We start from the raw sequence: 16,618 nt of genomic DNA, 5'->3' as shown, positions 1-16,618 counted from the left end.
GCGCGCATGATCCTGATGCTGAAGAAGAAGGGCTACACGGTGGTGATGGTGGAGCAGAACTTCCGCTTCGCCGCGCCGCTGGCCGACCGCTTCTACGTGATGGAGCACGGGCAGATCGTCGAGCGCTTCGCCGCCGCCGAACTGCAGGCCAAGATGCCGGTGCTGAACGAACTGCTTGGGGTCTGATCCGCGCGCGCCCTCGTGCGTGCGGGTTACTCGATTGATGGTGGCAGGAACGGGTGGCGTGAGCACGCTGCCGAAACTCAGGAGACAAAACATGAAGATGACTCGGCTGGCCGTGGCTGTGGCGGCGACTGTTCTGGGCGCGGTGTCCACGGGGGCATCGGCGCAGGTGTCGGGCGACACCGTGAAGATTGGCTATATCACCGACCTGTCGGGCCTGTACGCCGACATCGACGGCCCGGGCGGCCTGGAAGCGGTGAAGATGGCCATCGAGGACCATGGCGGCAAGGTGCTGGGCAAGCCGATCGAGCTGATGTCCGCCGATCACCAGAACAAGGCCGACATCGCCGCCTCGAAGGCGCGCGAGTGGATGGACCAGCAGGGCCTGGACATGCTGCTGGGCGGCACCAACTCCGGCACGGCGCTGGCCATGAACAAGGTGGCGTCCGAGAAGAAGCGCGTCTATATCAACAACGGCGCCGGCACGGCCCGCCTGACCAACGAGGAGTGCTCGCCGTACACGGTGCACTACGCGTATGACACGGTAGCGCTGGCCAAGGGCACCGGCAGCGCGGTGGTGAAGCAGGGCGGCAAGTCGTGGTTCTTCCTGACCGCCGACTACGCCTTCGGCCACTCGCTCGAGACCGACACCGCCGCCGTGGTCAAGGCCAATGGCGGCACGGTGGTTGGCTCCGTGCGCCATCCGCTGTCGGCATCGGACTTCTCTTCGTTCCTGCTCCAGGCGCAATCGTCCAAGGCGCAGATCCTGGGCCTGGCCAACGCCGGTGGCGACACGATCAACTCGATCAAGGCGGCCAAGGAATTCGGTATCACGAAGAATATGAAGATCGCTGGTCTGCTCATGTTCATCAATGACGTGCATAGCTTGGGCCTGAAGAACACCGAGGGCCTGCTGATGACCGACAGCTGGTACTGGGACATGAACGACGACACCCGCAAGTGGGCGAATCGCTACTTCGGCAAGATGAAGAAGATGCCGAGCAGCTTGCAGGCAGCCGACTACTCGGCGGTCAGCACCTACCTGAAGGCGGTGGAGACGGCCAAGACCGACGATCCGGACAAGGTGATGGCCGAGCTGAAGAAGATGAAGATCAACGACTTCTACAACAAGGGGCAGATCCGCGCCGACGGCCGCAACATCCACGACATGTACCTGATGCAGGTGAAGGCGCCGGCGGAATCGAAGAAGCCTTGGGACTACCTGAAGGTCGTGGCAACGATCCCGGGTGACCAGGCCTTCACGACGGTTGCCGAGTCGAAGTGCGCAATGTTGAAGAAGTAAGCATTGGTTTTGCGCCCCTCTCCCGCTGGCGGGGGAGGGGATAGACACTCAGGCACTCGACGCCAATGGACATATTCGGAATTCCTCTACCCGCCATGCTGTCCCAGTTGCTGCTGGGGCTGGTCAATGGCGCTTTCTACGCGATGCTGAGCCTCGGGCTGGCCGTGATTTTCGGCCTGCTAAACGTCATCAACTTCGCACACGGCGCGCTGTTCATGCTCGGCGCGCTGCTCGCCTGGGCGGGCATGGAGTACGCCGGGCTCAATTACTGGGTCATGCTGGCGCTCTCGCCGATCATCGTCGGCGTGCTCGGCGTGATCATCGAAAAGTCGATGCTGCGCTGGATCTACAAGCTCGACCATATCTACGGGCTGCTGCTGACGCTGGGCATCACGCTGGTGATCGAAGGCGTGTTCCGCTCGATCTACGGCGTCTCCGGCCTGCCGTACTCGCCGCCCGACGCGCTGCAGGGCGCCACCGACCTCGGCTTCATGATCCTGCCGAACTACCGCGCCTGGGTCGTGGTCGCCTCGCTGGTGGTCTGCTTCGCCACGTGGTTCGTGATCGAAAAGACCAAGCTCGGTGCCTACCTGCGGGCAGGTACCGAGAACCCCAAGATGGTGGAAGCCTTCGGCGTCAACGTGCCGCTGATGGTGACGCTGACCTACGGCTTCGGCGTGGCGCTGGCGGCCTTCGCGGGCGTGCTGGCGGCGCCGGTGATCCAGGTGTCGCCGCTGATGGGCCAGAACCTGATCATCGTTGTGTTCGCCGTGGTGGTGATCGGCGGCATGGGGTCGATCATGGGTTCCATCCTCACCGGCCTGGGCCTCGGCGTGATCGAGGGCCTGACCAAGGTGTTCTATCCTGAGGCATCGGCCACCGTGGTGTTCTTCATCATGGTGATCGTGCTGCTGCTGCGCCCGGCTGGCCTGTTCGGGAGGGAGAAGTGATGAGCGGACAAACCGGACAAACCGCGGTGCCTGTGAGCACCGGAACCGTCAGGAACGGAGTGGGTGTGCAGAAGAAGGTGCTTTACGGCTTGCTGCTGCTGGGGCTGATCGTGGCCCCGATGGCGGGCGCCTACCCGGTGTTCGTGCTCAAGGTGATGTGCTTCGCGCTGTTCGCCTGCGCGTTCAATCTGCTGATCGGCTTCACCGGGCTGCTCTCGTTTGGCCACGCGGCCTTCTTCGGCGGCGCCGGCTACGCGGCCGGCCATGCGATGAAGGTCTGGGGCGTGACGCCGGAAGTGGGCCTGATCCTCGGCACGCTGACCGGGGCCGGCATCGGCTACGTGGTCGGCTCGCTGGCCATCCGACGGCAAGGCATCTATTTCTCGATGATCACGCTGGCGCTGGCGCAGATGCTGTTCTTCATCTGCCTGCAGGCGCCGTTCACGGGCGGCGAGGATGGCCTGCAGGGCATTCCGCGCGGCAAGCTGTTCGGCGTGCTCTCGCTCTCCGAGGACATCACGCTGTACTACGTGGCGCTGGCCATCATCGTCGCCGCGTTCGCGCTGATCGTACGCACCGTGCACTCGCCGTTCGGCCAGATTCTCAAGGCCATCAAGGAGAACGAGCCGCGCGCGATTTCGCTTGGATACGATGTCGATCGCTTCAAGCTGCTCGCCTTCGTGATCTCGGCCGCGCTGTCCGGGCTGGCGGGTTCGATCAAGGCGCTGGTACTGGGCTTCGGCACGCTGACCGACGTGCACTGGTCGATGTCCGGCTCGGTGATCCTGATGACGCTGGTGGGCGGCCTGGGCACGCTGTCTGGCCCGATCGTCGGCGCCTTCGTGGTGGTGGCGCTCGAAAACAAGCTTGGCGACATCGGTTCGTTCCTGGCGCACCTGACCGGCATCTCCTGGTTCAACGCGCTCGGCGAGTCGGTGACGATGGTCACCGGCATCATCTTCGTGATCTGCGTGCTGACGTTCCGCCGGGGCATCATGGGCGAGCTGATCGCGCTGACGAGTCGCAAAAAGTAGTAAAAGTGCGAGTGATGACAGGCCGACATGCCCGCTTTTGGGGCTAGGGTTTCTGCTAGCTTGTTTCATACGCACCGCTTCGTTACATTGCATATACGGTTTTCGCAGGTTAAATGGAGGCGGAAGCGAGGAGACGACAGGCGCGCACCCGGTGTCGGGTAGCAGCAGCCAATACAATGAAAAGGCGTTGCCAGGTGATCCTTGGCAGCGCCTTTTTGATTTGTAGCGCCCGCTGGCGCGCCAGGCTTATCTCCCGACCGTCCTTCCTGTCCATGGATCACCCATCCCCGCATTCCTCGCGCCCACAAGGGCTCGTGCGGGTCGGCACCCCTGCCGACGCCGCTTTGATCGACGCCTGGCTGATGGCCCGCGCGCCGCTTGCCGTACCCGAGGCCCGCGCCCGCAGGCTGTCGCTGGAAGCACTCCTGGCGCAGGGTGCGCAGGGGCTTTGTCTTATCGATGGCGCCATCGCCGATGCCGGAAACCCGGGCGGCGAGGCGAGCCCCAACACGGTGCATGGTCTGCTACCGGTGACACTTATCCACAGCTTGTCCACCGGAGGCCGCGTTGCGCTGGCGGCGGAGTGGTGGGGGCCGGCCGATCTGGACGATCCGGCGGCTTCGACGGCGTCCCTCGCCGCCTGCTGTGACGTGCTGGCCGACTGGTGCCGCGCGCATGGTATCCGGCAGGTGTGGCTGGCGCCCGGCTTGCTGGCCGATCCCGCAGCCGCGCCGCGCGGCTTCGCCCCCGGGGCCGACGGGCTCCTGCACCGCAGCCTCGTGCCGACGCCCAAGCAGCTCGGCTGACCTCGGCATCGACCCCAATCCCGCTACTGGCCGGCTTTCCCGGCCGACCCTGACTGTTGCGCCCGCGCCGCTGCGGGTTAATCCCGCCTTTTCGTACGAAATCGCTGTGTTAGACTCGATTCGCATTCCCGACCGCACGGTCGGGGAATGCAACTGCGCAATCCGGGGGTAAACCGCGCAGGACGGGAAAATCAAAAGGGACGGTCTTCGAAGTTCCCGACATTGACGCTGGTGCCAGCGCTGCGCCGGCCATAGAGCCCGAAAAACGGGCCAAACCAAGAACTGAGGGCATCCGCCGGCCGGAATCCGGCGGATGCCTTTTTCCTTTTTTGGAACCGAAGGAGACGAGATGACATTCAAGCGCGCCAGCGTGATGGCCCTTGCCGCCGCCAGCCTGTTCGCCGGGGCGGCCAGTGCCCAGGTCAAGGTGGGGGTCACCGTATCGGCCACCGGGCCTGCCGCTTCGCTCGGCATTCCCGAGAAGAACACGTTCACGCTGCTGCCCAAGGAGATCGCGGGCAAGAAGATCGAGTACTTCGTGCTCGACGACGCCACCGACACCACCACTGCCGTCAAGAACACCCGCAAGCTCATCAGCGAGGACAAGGTCGACGTGGTGGTGGGCTCCACGGTTACGCCGAACTCGCTCGCCATGGTCGACATCGCCGCCGAGAGCGAGACGCCGATGATCTCGATGGCCGCCTCGGCCCGCATCATCGAGCCGATGGACGCCAAGCGCGCCTGGGTCTTCAAGACGCCGCAAAACGACTCGCACATGGCCACTGCCATTGCGGAGCACATGACGAACAACAACGTGAAGACGGTGGCATTCATCGGCTTCGCGGATGCCTACGGCGAAAGCTGGGCGCAGGAATTCGCCAAGGTGGCGGAGATGCGCAAGATCAAGGTCGTGGCCAACGAGCGCTTTGCGCGCACCGACAACTCGGTGACGGGTCAGGTGCTCAAGATGATGGGCGCCAACGCCGATGCGGTGCTGATCGCTGGTTCGGGTACGCCGGCCGCGCTGCCGGCCAAGACGCTCAAGGAGCGCGGCTACAAGGGCAAGATCTACCAGACCCACGGCGTGGCCAACCCCGACTTCCTGCGCGTCTGCGGCAAGGACTGCGAGGGCACGTTCCTGCCGGCTGGTCCGCTGCTGGTAGCCGAGCAGCTGCCCGACAGCAATCCGGTGAAGAAGCCGGCGGTGACCTACAAGACCGCCTACGAGAAGGCCTTCGGCGGCCAGGTGTCGACCTTCGGCGGCCACGCCTGGGACGCCGGCCTGCTGCTGCAGAACGCGATCCCGGAGGCGCTCAAGAAGGGCCAGCCCGGCACCAAGGAATTCCGCAAGGCACTGCGCGACGCCCTGGAGCAGACCAAGAACCTGCCCGTCTCGCACGGCATCATCACCATGAGCCCCACCGACCACCTCGGCATGGACCAGCGCGCGCGCGTGATGGTGCAGATCGTGGATGGCAAGTGGAAGCTGCAAACGAAGTAAGCCGGCATTCGACCGGCGGTACGGAGCAAGTCGCGGAGTCACGAGGCAAAAAAGGGCGCATGGCGATCCATGCGCCCTTTTTTTGTCCGCCGGATCCTGTGATGATGCCCGCATGACCCTGTTCAGGAGGGCGGCGCCGCCAAGCTGGTAACGCCGCACCTCCTTCCACGACACGTTCCCAGACACGGGGAGACAATGGACCTCTCGATTGCGGCCATCCTGGCGCAGGACGGCATCACCTCCGGCGCCATCTACGCGCTGCTGGCACTGGCACTGGTGCTGGTGTTCTCGGTGACGCGCGTCATCTTCATCCCCCAGGGCGAGTTCGTGGCGTATGGCGCCCTGACGCTCGCCGCGATGCAGGCCGGCCACGCGCCGCAGACCACGTGGCTGCTGCTGGCGATGGGCGTGCTGACGTTCCTCTACGAGTGCGTGACCGTGCTGCGCAGTGCCGAACTGCGCCGCACCGCCCCGCGCCGGCTGGCCGTGCTGGCCGGCAAGTACGTCGTGTTTCCGCTGGCCGTTCACCTTGTCGTGCAGCAGTACGGCGGGCAGCCGCTGCCGATGCTCGCGCAGATCGCCCTGACGCTGCTGATCGTGATTCCGCTCGGGCCGATGCTGTACCGGCTGGCGTACCAGCCGCTGGCCGAAGCCAGCACGCTGGTGCTGCTGATCGTCTCCGTGGGGGTCCACTTCGCGCTCGTGGGGCTGGGTCTGGTGATGTTCGGCGCCGAGGGCTCGCGTACCAGCGCGTTCTCCGATGCGCGCTTCGACATCGGCACCTTGAGCGTCTCGGGCCAGAGCCTGTGGGTGGTGGGCGTGTCGGCGCTGCTGATCGGCGCGCTGTACTTCTATTTCGAGCGCACGCTCCAGGGCAAGGCGCTGCGTGCCACGGCCGTGAACAGGCTCGGCGCGCGGCTGGTCGGCATCGGCACCACGCAGGCGGGGCGGTTGTCGTTCACGCTGGCGGCGGCGATGGGCGCGCTGTGCGGCATCCTGATCGCGCCGCTGACCACGGTGTACTACGAGTCCGGCTTCCTCGTGGGCCTGAAGGGCTTCGTGGGCGCCATCGTCGGCGGGCTGGTCAGCTATCCGGTGGCCGCGCTCGGCGCGATCCTCGTCGGCCTGCTCGAATCCTATTCGTCCTTCTGGGCCAGCGCGTTCAAGGAGGTCATCGTATTTACCTTGATTATCCCGGTGCTGTTGTGGCGCTCGCTGACCAGCAAGCATGTCGAGGAAGAGGAGTAAGCCATGACACTGCTGACCGAGAAGCCCGTGGCCGACAAGCCGGTGGAGATCATCCACCCTCGCACGAAGGCGCGCACCCCAGCCGCCACGCGCAATCGTATTTTCACGATGTTGTTCGTCGTCGTGCTGGCCTTGCTGCCTGTGCTGCCGACGCCCGAGTTCTGGATCACGCTCGGCAACTACATCGGTCTCTATAGCATCGTGGCGATCGGGCTGGTGCTGCTGACGGGCGTCGGCGGCATGACCTCGTTCGGGCAGGCGGCGTTCGTGGGCCTGGGCGCCTACAGCACGGCCTACCTGACGACGCAGTTCGGCCTGTCGCCGTGGTTCGGGCTGCTGGTGGGGCTGGGCATCACGATGGCCTGCGCCTACGTGATCGGGCTGATCACCATGCGGATGTCGGGCCACTACCTGCCGCTGGCGACGATCGCCTGGGGGCTCTCGCTGTTCTTCCTGTTTGGCAACCTTGAATTCCTGGGCAAGTACGACGGCCTGAATGGCGTGCCGGTGCTGTCGTTCGTCGGTGTGTCGCTGCAGTCCGGGCGCTCGATGTTCTATCTGATCTGGGTGGTGGTGCTGCTCGCCGTGCTGGCCATGCAGAACCTGCTGAACTCGCGGCCGGGCCGTGCCATCCGTGCGCTCAAGGGCGGCGGCACGATGGCCGAGGCGATGGGCGTGAACACCGCCTGGATGAAGGTGGTGATCTTCGTCGTGGCGGCGGTGCTGGCCTGCGTGTCGGGCTTCCTCTACGCGCACCTCCAGCGCGCCGTGAACCCGACGCCGTTCGGGCTCAACTACGGCATCGAGTACCTGTTCATGGCCGTGGTGGGCGGCGTGGGCCACGTATGGGGCGCGGTGCTCGGCGCGGGCATCCTGACCATCCTCAAGGACGTGCTGCAGGGGCTGCTGCCGAAGCTGCTCGGCTCCACGGGCAATTTCGAGATCATTGTCTTCGGTGTGCTGATGGTGCTGCTGCTGCAATACGCGAGCGACGGCATCTGGCCGTTCTTGCGCCGGCTGTTCCCGTCGGGGCCACCGGTGACGGCGCCTGACGATGCCCAGCCGCTGCCGGTGCGCCAGAAGCCCGAGGCCGGCGAGCTGATCCTCGACGTGCGTGCGGCGCGCAAGCAGTTCGGCGGGTTGGTGGCCGTGAACGACGTGAGCTTCCAGGTGCGCGCCGGCGAGATTATCGGGCTGATCGGGCCGAACGGCGCCGGCAAGTCCACCACGTTCAATCTCGTCACGGGCGTGCTGCCGCTGACGCGGGGCGAGGTGCGGTACCGCGGTGAGGTGATTTCGGGCTTGCCGTCGCGCGAGATCGTCAAGCGCGGCGTGGGCCGGACCTTCCAGCACGTGCACCTGCTGCCGACGATGACGGTCCTCGAAAACGTAGCCATCGGCGCGCACCTGCGCGGCGATTTCCGCCCCCAGGGCGGCGTGGCGGCGGCGATTCTCCGCATGAATCAGGCCGAGGAGCAGAAGCTGCTGTTCGAAGCGCGCCGGCAGCTCGAGCGCGTGGGGCTGGCCGACTGCATGTATATGGAAGCCGGCAGCCTCGCGCTGGGCCAGCAACGCATTCTGGAGATCGCGCGTGCGCTGTGCTGCGACCCGGCGCTGCTGCTGCTGGACGAGCCAGCGGCCGGCCTGCGTTACAAGGAGAAGCAGGCGCTGGCCGAGCTGCTGAAGAAGCTGAAGGGCGAGGGCATGAGCGTGTTGTTGGTCGAGCATGACATGGACTTCGTGATGAACCTGACCGATCGCCTCGTGGTGATGGAGTTCGGGACGCGCATCGCCGAGGGCGTGCCGGAGGAGGTCCAGAAGAATCCGGCTGTGTTGGAAGCCTATCTGGGCGGCGTCGAGTGAGGATATGAGATGAATCTGATTCTGGAAGTCGATGACCTGCATGTTCGCTACGGCAAGGTCGAGGCGGTGCATGGCGCCAGCCTGAAGGTGGAGGCCGGGAAGATCGTGACCGTGATCGGTCCGAATGGCGCGGGCAAGTCCACGATGCTCAACGCGATCATGGGCGCGCTGCCGGTGAGTGGATCGTCGAACGGCGCGGTGCGCTACCTCGGCCATGACATGGCGGGCATTCCGGTGGAGGGGCGCGTCGCGCGCGGCATGTGCCTGGTGCCGGAGAAGCGCGAGTTGTTCGCGTCGATGACGGTGGAGGACAACCTGCAACTGGGCGCGTTCCGTCGCAAGAAGGCCGGCGAGCGCAATTACCTCGATCAGATGGAGGTGGTCTACGGGCTGTTTCCCCGGCTGAAAGAGCGGGCGAAGCAGGACGCCGGCACGCTGTCAGGCGGCGAGCGCCAGATGCTGGCGGTGGGCCGCGCGCTGATGGCCAAGCCGCAACTGCTGATGCTCGACGAGCCCAGCCTTGGGCTGGCGCCGCTGATCGTCAAGGAGATCTTCCACATCATCCACAACCTGCGCGAGACCGGCGTAGCGACGCTGCTGATCGAGCAGAACGCGCGCGCCGCGTTGCAGGTGGCCGACTATGCCTATGTGATCGAGACCGGCGACATGGCGATGGAAGGGCCGGCTTCCGAGTTGGCTAGCAATCCGAAGGTGATCGAAACGTACCTGGGGCTGGCGAAGAAGGCGGCCTAGTGTACGAAGTAGGTACGGTTGGTTACCTGGATGAATGAAAGCCGGCGTTGAGCCGGCTTTTTTATTTGTGCAGGGAATATCAGGCTGGAGTAGATGGGCGGGATGGATGTTTTTTCCCTTGGCTTAGGAAATCTCATCTATCCAGTTCATCCTCCTTCGCCACCTCCAACAGCCATGCGCGGAAGCAATTCAGCGCCACATGGTCGCGCCGCTCCTTCGGGGCGCAGAGGAAGTATCCACGCTGCAGCCGGATCGGCAGATCGAAAGGTGCGACCACTGCGCCGGCGGCGATTTCGTCGCGCACCAGGCAGCGCTGGAGCACCGCCACGCCCATGTCCGCCTTCACTGCCTGGACGAGGATCGACACCTGATCGAAGCCGGTGGCCAGTCGGGGCGCAGCACTGGGTACGCCCGCTGCTTCGAGCCAGTGCTGCCAATTGGCGGGCGCCGTGGTGTGGAACAGCAGCGGTTCCTGGAGCAGATCGGCGGGGTGCTGCCATCTTCCCGCCGCGCGCCGTGCGTGGGCCCGTGCGGGGTGGCAGATCGGCACCATCTCGCGGCCAATCACATAGTCGACTTGCAGACCCGGCCACTTGTCGGCCACGCCGGCGAGCAGCGCCGCATCGGGCGACGGCCCGGAGAGATCCTCGTTGCGGCGATAGGGCACGAAGTCGAGCCGGATGTCGGGGTGTCGGCGGTGAAAGTCGGGCAGGCGCGGCACGAGCCAGACGCTCGCCAGCGTGGGGACGGCTGACAGCGTGAGGTGGTGCTGCCGGGCCTGATCCCGTTGCAGCATCGCCGCGCTGGCGGCTTCGATGGCGGCCAGTGGGCCAGCCACGGCCTCAAGATAGATTCGTCCCGCCTCGGTGAGCGTCAGCCGATGTGCGTTGCGATGGACCAGCGGCTGGCCGAAGTGTTCTTCCAGGCGCGCGATGGCCCGGCTGATGGCGCCCTGGGTCACGCAGAGCGTCTCCGCCGCGCGCGTGAAACTGCCCAGCCGCGCCGCCGTGGCGAACGCGTGCAACTCGGACATCGACGGGGAACGGAGCCGCATGGGGCAGGGCGCGGGGGCGCTTGGTTAGGATGAGCTTTGGTAATGCAACCGTGCAATATAGTCGTTTGTGCGCGACCGGTAAACTCCCGACACTCGACGCTCGGTATCCCCATCGAGAACGATAAAGAGGAGTTTGATCCCATGACCCGAGCCCGTTCCCCGCGACGCCAGTTCCTGCTGACCGGCATCGCCATGGCCGCCACGTTGGGCGCCACCGTCAGCGGCCACGCCATCGCGCAAGGCAGCTATCCGAACAAGCCGATCCGGCTTGTCGTGCCGTTCGCGGCGGGCGGTTCCACCGATCTGTCGGCACGCCTGGTGGCCGAATTCGCCGGCCGGGAGCTGGGCCAGACCATCGTCGTGGACAACAAGGGTGGGGCGGGCGGCTCCATCGGCATGGAGCAGGTGGCGCGCTCGGCGCCGGACGGCTACACGATCGGCATGGCCACTGTGAGCACGCACGGCTCGAACCCGGCCGTCTACCCGAAGCTCGGCTATGACCCGATCAAGGACTTTGCGCCGGTCACCAACGTGATTGCCATCCCGAGTGTGTTCGCCGTCCACCCGAGCGTGCCGGCCAAGACGATGCAGGAGTTCATCGCGCTGGCCAAGGCCAACCCGGGCAAGTACACGTTCGCGTCGCCCGGTGCGGGCTCGCTGGGGCACGTCAACATCGAGAACTTCATGATGCTGGCCAAGATCGACCTGCTGCACGTGCCGTACAAGGGCGCCGGGCTTGCGCTCAATGACGCCGTGGCAGGGCAGGTCAATGCGATCACCGACAACCTGTCGTCCACGCTGCCCCACGTGAAATCGGGCCGCCTGCGCGCGCTGGCGGTGCTGGGCGCGGCACGCTCGTCGCAGTTGCCGAATGTGCCGACCTATAACGAGCTCGGCTTCAAGGACATGGGCGATGGCGGCTGGTTCGGCATCGTCGCACCGGCCGGCACGCCGCCGGCCATCGTCGACAAGCTCAACGCCGCCATCCACAAGGCCATGCAGAACCCCGAGTTCAAGCGCAAGGTCGAGGAGTCCGGCGGTACGTTGGTCCCGACCACGCCTGACCAGTTCAAGGCGCAGATCCAGCAGGCCATGGCCCGCTATGCCCGCGTGGCCAAGGCTGCCAACATCAAGCTGGACTGAGCGATGACGACCTTCGAAGCTGTACAGGGCGACGCCCCGATTGGCCCGTTCTCGCTGGCCGGCCCCCAGGGTGATCCGCTGCCGCTGGTTTGCGATTCTCCGCACAGCGGCGTGTTCTATCCGGACGACTTCCGCGCGGTGGTGCCACTGGCGCGGCTGCGAGGCGGGGAGGACACCCACATCGACACGCTGTGGGAAGCCGTGCCCGAGGTCGGCGGGACGCTGGTCGCGGCCACTTTCCCCCGCGTCTATATCGACCCGAACCGGATGCTCGACGACCTCGACCCGGACCTGCTCGACGGCCCCTGGCCGACCACGCTGGCCCCGGGCGAGAAGACGCGCCTCGGCTACGGGCTGGTCTGGCGCAGGCTGGATGCGAATACCCCGATCTATGACCGCAAGCTGTCCGTAGCGGAAGTGCAGACACGGATCGACCGCTATTACCGGCCGTACCACGCGGTGCTGTCGTCGGCGGTGGAGGCCGCTTACAGCCGCTTCGGCGCGGTGTGGCACTTGAACCTGCACTCGATGCCGAACAACGCCTACGAGCGGCTCAAGATCCAGAGCCCGCACCCGCTGGCGGACTTCGTACTGGGCGACCGGGACGGCACCACATGCGAGCCCGGCCTCGTCAACCTCGTGGAGCGGGAACTGCGGAAGATGGGCTACACCGTAGCCCGCAACGACCCGTACAAGGGTGTGCAGCTCATCGCCCAAATCGGCCGCCCCGCCGAGCGCCGCAATAGCCTCCAGATCGAGATCCGCCGCCCGCTCTATATGGATGAGGCAACCAAGGTACCCAATGCGGGTTTCGTGACCCTCCAGCGGGATTTGGGATTGCTGTCGGCGAGCATCGCCACGTATATCCGCGGGAAGCTTTGAAAGCGGTACGGTGATGTTTCACGTGAAACATCGGAGAGGGAAGGGCCCCGCGGAAGCGGGGCTTTTTCTTTGGGGGCTTAACAGATGACGCCGCCGATGCTTTTGCCGGTTTTCAAGTCGAAACCGACGTAGCACACGTATTCCTTGGCAGAGTATCGTAGACAAGAAATTTCTCTTTTTTCCCTCACGCGAGTCGAGGCGTCCGCACCGCATGCATCAGGCCGGTCCGGCCCAAGGGCGTTGAACATCTCTCGGGCGGCGCTACCCGAGATCAAAAAGGAAATCTTACTGTCGCCTTTGCTGGGCGGGATCGTGTCGCCAAGATAGCCGCCATATACAACGTACTCCACTTTTGCTGGACGAAACTCGTACTCCCATGCCGAAGCTGCAGCGCTCACTGCCGCCACGCCCAGCAATGTGGCGACCAGGACTATAGCCATTTGATATCTCATTGTCCTTATCCTCGGACACGAACGTGCAGATGGTTATCGTGGAACGGCTTCCGGACGACCCGTGGGATTGTGAGGTCGTTAAAGTACACATAATCCACGTGTCCGCATTGCCAAATGAGCTCGACGAGTCGGCGTGTGGCGGCGCGATCATAGGCCGCTTGCTGGTATTCGACTGGCATGTGTTTCCCGTCCTTACGGACGGGCCGAATGTCGATATCCAGCCCATCCCTATGCGATTTGTGGCCTTCGAAATAGGTGCTGTCGGCGAGACTAATGTTCCCGAATCCCAGCTTCCGATCATCGTGCCGGCCCCATTTGAACTCAAGGTTGAACAAGAACGACAGCATATTCGGATGCGCGTATTGCCCCAGGCCCGCGCTGGGCGTTCCATAGGTGTAGTACGACGCTTCCTCTGGCGCCTGCGGCAGCATGTGAAGACCCCGTGAATCCTGGAAATTCATGACTGAACTCCTGTCTGGTGAGTCCAAGATCATGCGCCGAGTCATGTTGCGACGCAAAAAATGCATCAAATACGTCACAAATGACGTGCGTGGCGGAGATCACAGATTGTGTTCCACGTGAAACACTTCCTCCCACCATGTACCGCACCCGCCATGTTTCACGTGAAACATGGTGTCCGACCAAAGTCCCTCATGGGATTGCCGCTATAATTCGGCATCCTGAATTTTTCCGCCCAGCCTCCCGGAGGAGGTGTCCCATGCTTTACCCGAAAGAGTTCGATGTCATTGTCGTCGGTGGTGGTCACGCCGGCACCGAAGCCGCGCTTGCCGCCGCCCGCATGGGCTGCCAGACGCTGCTGTTGAGCCATAACATCGAGACGTTGGGTCAGATGAGCTGCAATCCGTCGATCGGGGGCATCGGCAAGGGGCATCTGGTCAAGGAAGTGGATGCCATGGGCGGCGCAATGGCGGCGGCCACGGACGAGTCCGGTATCCAGTTCCGCATCCTCAACTCCAGCAAGGGTCCGGCCGTCCGTGCCACGCGTGCCCAGGCGGACCGTGTGCTGTATCGCAAGGCGATTCGGACGCGGCTGGAGAACCAGCCGAACCTGATGCTGTTCCAGCAGGCCGTCGATGACCTGATGGTGGAGGGCGACCGCGTGGTTGGCGCCATGACCCAAGTTGGCATCGCCTTCCGGGCGCGGGCTGTGGTGCTGACGGCGGGGACGTTCCTCGATGGCAAGATCCACGTCGGGCTGGATAACTACACGGGTGGGCGTGCCGGCGATCCGGCGGCGGTCTCCTTGTCGGCACGTCTGAAGGAATTGAAGCTGCCGCAGGGCCGGCTCAAGACCGGCACGCCGCCTCGTATCGACGGGCGCACCATCGACTTTTCGGTGATGGAAGAGCAGCCGGGCGATCTCGATCCGGTGCCGGTGTTCTCCTTCCTGGGCCGTCCGGAGCAGCATCCGCAGCAGCTTCCGTGCTGGATCACGCATACCAACAGCCGTACCCACGACATCATTCGCGGCGGCCTGGACCGCTCGCCGATGTACACCGGTGTGATCGAAGGGGTAGGGCCGCGTTACTGCCCGAGCATCGAGGACAAGATCCATCGCTTTTCGAGCAAGGAAAGCCACCAGATCTTCCTCGAGCCGGAAGGGCTGACGACGACCGAGTTCTATCCGAATGGCATCTCCACGAGCCTGCCGTTCGACGTGCAGCTCGATCTGGTTCATTCGATTCGCGGGATGGAGAACGCGCACATCCTGCGCCCGGGCTACGCAATCGAATATGACTATTTCGATCCGCGCGCGCTGAAGGCGTCGCTGGAGAGCAAGGCGATCCAGGGGCTGTTCTTCGCCGGCCAGATCAACGGCACGACCGGGTACGAGGAAGCCGCCGCGCAGGGCCTGCTGGCTGGTATCAACGCGGGCTGCTTTGTGCGCGAGCGCGATGCCTGGACGCCGCGCCGGGACCAAGCCTACCTCGGCGTGCTGGTCGATGACCTGATCACGCGTGGCGTGACCGAGCCGTACCGGATGTTCACGAGCCGCGCCGAATTCCGTCTGAGCCTGCGTGAAGACAACGCGGACATGCGCCTGACCGAGATGGGGCGCGAACTGGGCGTAGTCGATGATGCCCGCTGGGACGCTTTCAATCGAAAGCGCGACGCTGTTTCACGTGAAACAGAGCGCCTGAAGAGCACGTGGGTCAACCCGACGCTGCTGCCGGAAGCCGACGCCGTGCCGCTGCTCGGCAAGGCCATCGAGCGCGAGTATTCGCTGGCTGATCTGCTGCGGCGCCCCGAGGTCACCTATGAGGCACTGATGGCGATGCAGGATGGCCGTCATGCGCCGGAAGGGGTGCTCGATGCAGACCCGATGCTGGCCGAGCAGATCCGCGAGCAGATCGAGATCGGCGTGAAGTACCACGGGTACATCGCCCGCCAGGCCGCCGAGGTGGACAAGCTGGAAGCCAACGAGGCGACAAAGCTGCCGCCTAATTTCGACTACACCGAGGTGCGCGGGCTGGGCTTCGAGGTCAGCCAGAAGCTGAACCAGCATCGTCCGGAAACGCTCGGGCAGGCGTCGCGGATCTCGGGCGTCACGCCGGCCGCGATCTCGCTGCTGTTGGTACACCTCAAGAAGAAGGGCATGGGGCGCGGTGCGTCCGCTGCCGCGCCGGCCGGCAACGGCCAGGAGGCTGCCTGAGTGGGCGGCCCCCGACACCCCGCGATCGACGACGCCGCGCAACGCCGCCGCCTGGAAGCCGGGTTGGCGGCCATCGGCCTGACACTGGCGCCGGCCCAGATCGACACGCTGTTCGCCTACCTGACGCTGCTGCGCAAGTGGAACAGCGTCTACAACCTCACCGCCATCCGTCATCCTGACGAGATGCTCACGCACCATCTGCTCGATTCGCTGACGGCCGTCCCCGCGTTGGCGGAAGCCGCGCGCGCCACGGATGTGGCCGAGCCGGCCCAAGGCAGGGTGCTCGACGTCGGCTCCGGCGGCGGCATGCCCGGGCTGCCGTTGGCGATTGCCTGTCCGGACGTGTCCGTGCTGATGGTCGACATCGTCCAGAAGAAGACCGCGTTCCTGACACAGTGCCGCGCGCAGCTTGGGCTGTCCAACGCCGCCGCGCATTGGGGCCCGGTGGAGAAGCTCGAGGACGCCAGCGGCTATGCCGTGATCACGTCGCGGGCGTTCGCGGAGTTGACCGATTTCGTGAGCCTGTCTGGCCAATTGCTGGCGCCGGGCGGGAAGCTGATCGCGATGAAGGGTATTTATCCACAGGCGGAGATCGATCGCATGGAAGCTGCTGGACTGATGGCGACGTGGCAGGTGGAGGCGGTACCGAAGCTGACGGTGCCGGAACTGGATGCGGAACGGCACCTCGTGGTGCTGTCGCGCCGGTCATGAACGATAATGTGAACAATTCAGCACAAACCGGCCTCGCGCCGGCGGTAAGCACTGAGGAGCA

Annotated in this window: 15 protein-coding genes and 1 pseudogene; 13 read left to right on the top strand and 3 right to left on the bottom strand. The window is 64.7% G+C overall.

What is annotated here, in order from left to right:
• The 9 genes and pseudogenes from BM115_RS24135 to BM115_RS24095 all read left to right on the top strand — a co-directional run.
• Positions 1-186: pseudogene (locus BM115_RS24135) on the top strand (ABC transporter ATP-binding protein); the annotation flags it as partial.
• Between the two features lie 91 nt (positions 187-277).
• On the top strand, positions 278-1,486 hold the full coding sequence (locus BM115_RS24130) for an ABC transporter substrate-binding protein (RefSeq protein WP_092300387.1): 1,209 nt from the start codon (positions 278-280) through the stop codon (positions 1,484-1,486).
• Between the two features lie 65 nt (positions 1,487-1,551).
• A complete protein-coding gene (locus BM115_RS24125; protein WP_092300384.1) occupies positions 1,552-2,436 on the top strand; it encodes a branched-chain amino acid ABC transporter permease in 885 nt (294 codons plus the stop codon).
• A complete protein-coding gene (locus BM115_RS24120; RefSeq protein WP_369823531.1) occupies positions 2,436-3,470 on the top strand; it encodes a branched-chain amino acid ABC transporter permease in 1,035 nt (344 codons plus the stop codon). Before BM115_RS24125 ends, BM115_RS24120 begins: the two co-directional genes overlap by 1 nt.
• A gap of 194 nt (positions 3,471-3,664) precedes the next feature.
• Positions 3,665-4,276 (top strand): hypothetical protein, encoded by a 612-nt coding sequence (locus BM115_RS24115; RefSeq protein ID WP_255370966.1) that lies wholly within the window; start codon positions 3,665-3,667, stop codon positions 4,274-4,276.
• 349 nt (positions 4,277-4,625) lie between these two features.
• Positions 4,626-5,777: an ABC transporter substrate-binding protein gene (locus BM115_RS24110; protein ID WP_092300378.1), complete on the top strand. Its 1,152-nt coding sequence runs from the start codon at positions 4,626-4,628 to the stop codon at positions 5,775-5,777.
• Between the two features lie 195 nt (positions 5,778-5,972).
• Positions 5,973-7,025 (top strand): branched-chain amino acid ABC transporter permease, encoded by a 1,053-nt coding sequence (locus tag BM115_RS24105; RefSeq protein ID WP_092300375.1) that lies wholly within the window; start codon positions 5,973-5,975, stop codon positions 7,023-7,025.
• Between the two features lie 108 nt (positions 7,026-7,133).
• Positions 7,134-8,888, top strand: a complete 1,755-nt coding sequence (locus BM115_RS24100; RefSeq protein ID WP_255370969.1) for a branched-chain amino acid ABC transporter ATP-binding protein/permease — start codon at positions 7,134-7,136, stop codon at positions 8,886-8,888.
• A 9-nt stretch (positions 8,889-8,897) separates the two neighbouring features.
• Positions 8,898-9,641: an ABC transporter ATP-binding protein gene (locus tag BM115_RS24095; RefSeq protein ID WP_092300369.1), complete on the top strand. Its 744-nt coding sequence runs from the start codon at positions 8,898-8,900 to the stop codon at positions 9,639-9,641.
• A 133-nt stretch (positions 9,642-9,774) separates the two neighbouring features.
• Here the strand turns inward: BM115_RS24095 and BM115_RS24090 are convergent, their stop codons facing one another.
• Positions 9,775-10,695 carry a LysR substrate-binding domain-containing protein gene (locus BM115_RS24090; protein ID WP_092300366.1) on the bottom strand — a complete coding sequence of 307 codons (921 nt, stop codon included), beginning with the start codon at positions 10,693-10,695 and terminating at the stop codon, positions 9,775-9,777.
• A 141-nt stretch (positions 10,696-10,836) separates the two neighbouring features.
• Here BM115_RS24090 and BM115_RS24085 point away from each other — a divergent pair, with 141 nt between their 5' ends.
• Together BM115_RS24085 and BM115_RS24080 are read left to right on the top strand one after the other, a co-directional pair.
• Positions 10,837-11,838: a Bug family tripartite tricarboxylate transporter substrate binding protein gene (locus BM115_RS24085; protein ID WP_092300363.1), complete on the top strand. Its 1,002-nt coding sequence runs from the start codon at positions 10,837-10,839 to the stop codon at positions 11,836-11,838.
• A 3-nt stretch (positions 11,839-11,841) separates the two neighbouring features.
• Positions 11,842-12,720, top strand: a complete 879-nt coding sequence (locus BM115_RS24080; RefSeq protein WP_092300360.1) for an N-formylglutamate amidohydrolase — start codon at positions 11,842-11,844, stop codon at positions 12,718-12,720.
• 77 nt (positions 12,721-12,797) lie between these two features.
• Here BM115_RS24080 and BM115_RS24075 read toward each other — a convergent pair whose 3' ends face one another.
• Positions 12,798-13,160, bottom strand: a complete 363-nt coding sequence (locus BM115_RS24075; protein WP_092300357.1) for a hypothetical protein — start codon at positions 13,158-13,160, stop codon at positions 12,798-12,800.
• Between the two features lie 17 nt (positions 13,161-13,177).
• Positions 13,178-13,633 (bottom strand): penicillin-insensitive murein endopeptidase, encoded by a 456-nt coding sequence (locus tag BM115_RS24070; RefSeq protein ID WP_092300354.1) that lies wholly within the window; start codon positions 13,631-13,633, stop codon positions 13,178-13,180.
• 257 nt (positions 13,634-13,890) lie between these two features.
• Here BM115_RS24070 and mnmG point away from each other — a divergent pair, with 257 nt between their 5' ends.
• Positions 13,891-15,846 carry a tRNA uridine-5-carboxymethylaminomethyl(34) synthesis enzyme MnmG gene (mnmG, locus tag BM115_RS24065; protein WP_092300351.1) on the top strand — a complete coding sequence of 652 codons (1,956 nt, stop codon included), beginning with the start codon at positions 13,891-13,893 and terminating at the stop codon, positions 15,844-15,846.
• On the top strand, positions 15,847-16,557 hold the full coding sequence (rsmG, locus tag BM115_RS24060) for a 16S rRNA (guanine(527)-N(7))-methyltransferase RsmG (RefSeq protein WP_092300348.1): 711 nt from the start codon (positions 15,847-15,849) through the stop codon (positions 16,555-16,557).
• Positions 16,558-16,618 lie beyond the last annotated feature (61 nt).

The sequence above is a fragment of the Cupriavidus sp. OV096 genome (assembly GCF_900115455.1).
GTDB lineage: Bacteria > Pseudomonadota > Gammaproteobacteria > Burkholderiales > Burkholderiaceae > Cupriavidus.
The sequence above is the reverse complement of the archived record's forward strand: the minus strand, read 5'-3'. Positions and strand labels throughout refer to the sequence as shown.

Bases quoted from the DNA above. Each gene is read 5' to 3' on its own strand.
- BM115_RS24070 (WP_092300354.1), bottom strand. From the start codon at position 13,633: ATGAATTTCCAGGATTCACGGGGTCTTCACATGCTGCCGCAGGCGCCA.
- BM115_RS24110 (WP_092300378.1), top strand. From the start codon at position 4,626: ATGACATTCAAGCGCGCCAGCGTGATGGCCCTTGCCGCCGCCAGCCTG.
- BM115_RS24120 (WP_369823531.1), top strand. From the start codon at position 2,436: ATGAGCGGACAAACCGGACAAACCGCGGTGCCTGTGAGCACCGGAACC.
- BM115_RS24105 (WP_092300375.1), top strand. From the start codon at position 5,973: ATGGACCTCTCGATTGCGGCCATCCTGGCGCAGGACGGCATCACCTCC.
- BM115_RS24090 (WP_092300366.1), bottom strand. From the start codon at position 10,695: ATGCGGCTCCGTTCCCCGTCGATGTCCGAGTTGCACGCGTTCGCCACG.
- BM115_RS24085 (WP_092300363.1), top strand. From the start codon at position 10,837: ATGACCCGAGCCCGTTCCCCGCGACGCCAGTTCCTGCTGACCGGCATC.
- BM115_RS24130 (WP_092300387.1), top strand. From the start codon at position 278: ATGAAGATGACTCGGCTGGCCGTGGCTGTGGCGGCGACTGTTCTGGGC.
- BM115_RS24075 (WP_092300357.1), bottom strand. From the start codon at position 13,160: ATGGCTATAGTCCTGGTCGCCACATTGCTGGGCGTGGCGGCAGTGAGC.
- mnmG (WP_092300351.1), top strand. From the start codon at position 13,891: ATGCTTTACCCGAAAGAGTTCGATGTCATTGTCGTCGGTGGTGGTCAC.
- BM115_RS24080 (WP_092300360.1), top strand. From the start codon at position 11,842: ATGACGACCTTCGAAGCTGTACAGGGCGACGCCCCGATTGGCCCGTTC.
- BM115_RS24100 (WP_255370969.1), top strand. From the start codon at position 7,134: ATGTTGTTCGTCGTCGTGCTGGCCTTGCTGCCTGTGCTGCCGACGCCC.
- BM115_RS24095 (WP_092300369.1), top strand. From the start codon at position 8,898: ATGAATCTGATTCTGGAAGTCGATGACCTGCATGTTCGCTACGGCAAG.
- BM115_RS24125 (WP_092300384.1), top strand. From the start codon at position 1,552: ATGGACATATTCGGAATTCCTCTACCCGCCATGCTGTCCCAGTTGCTG.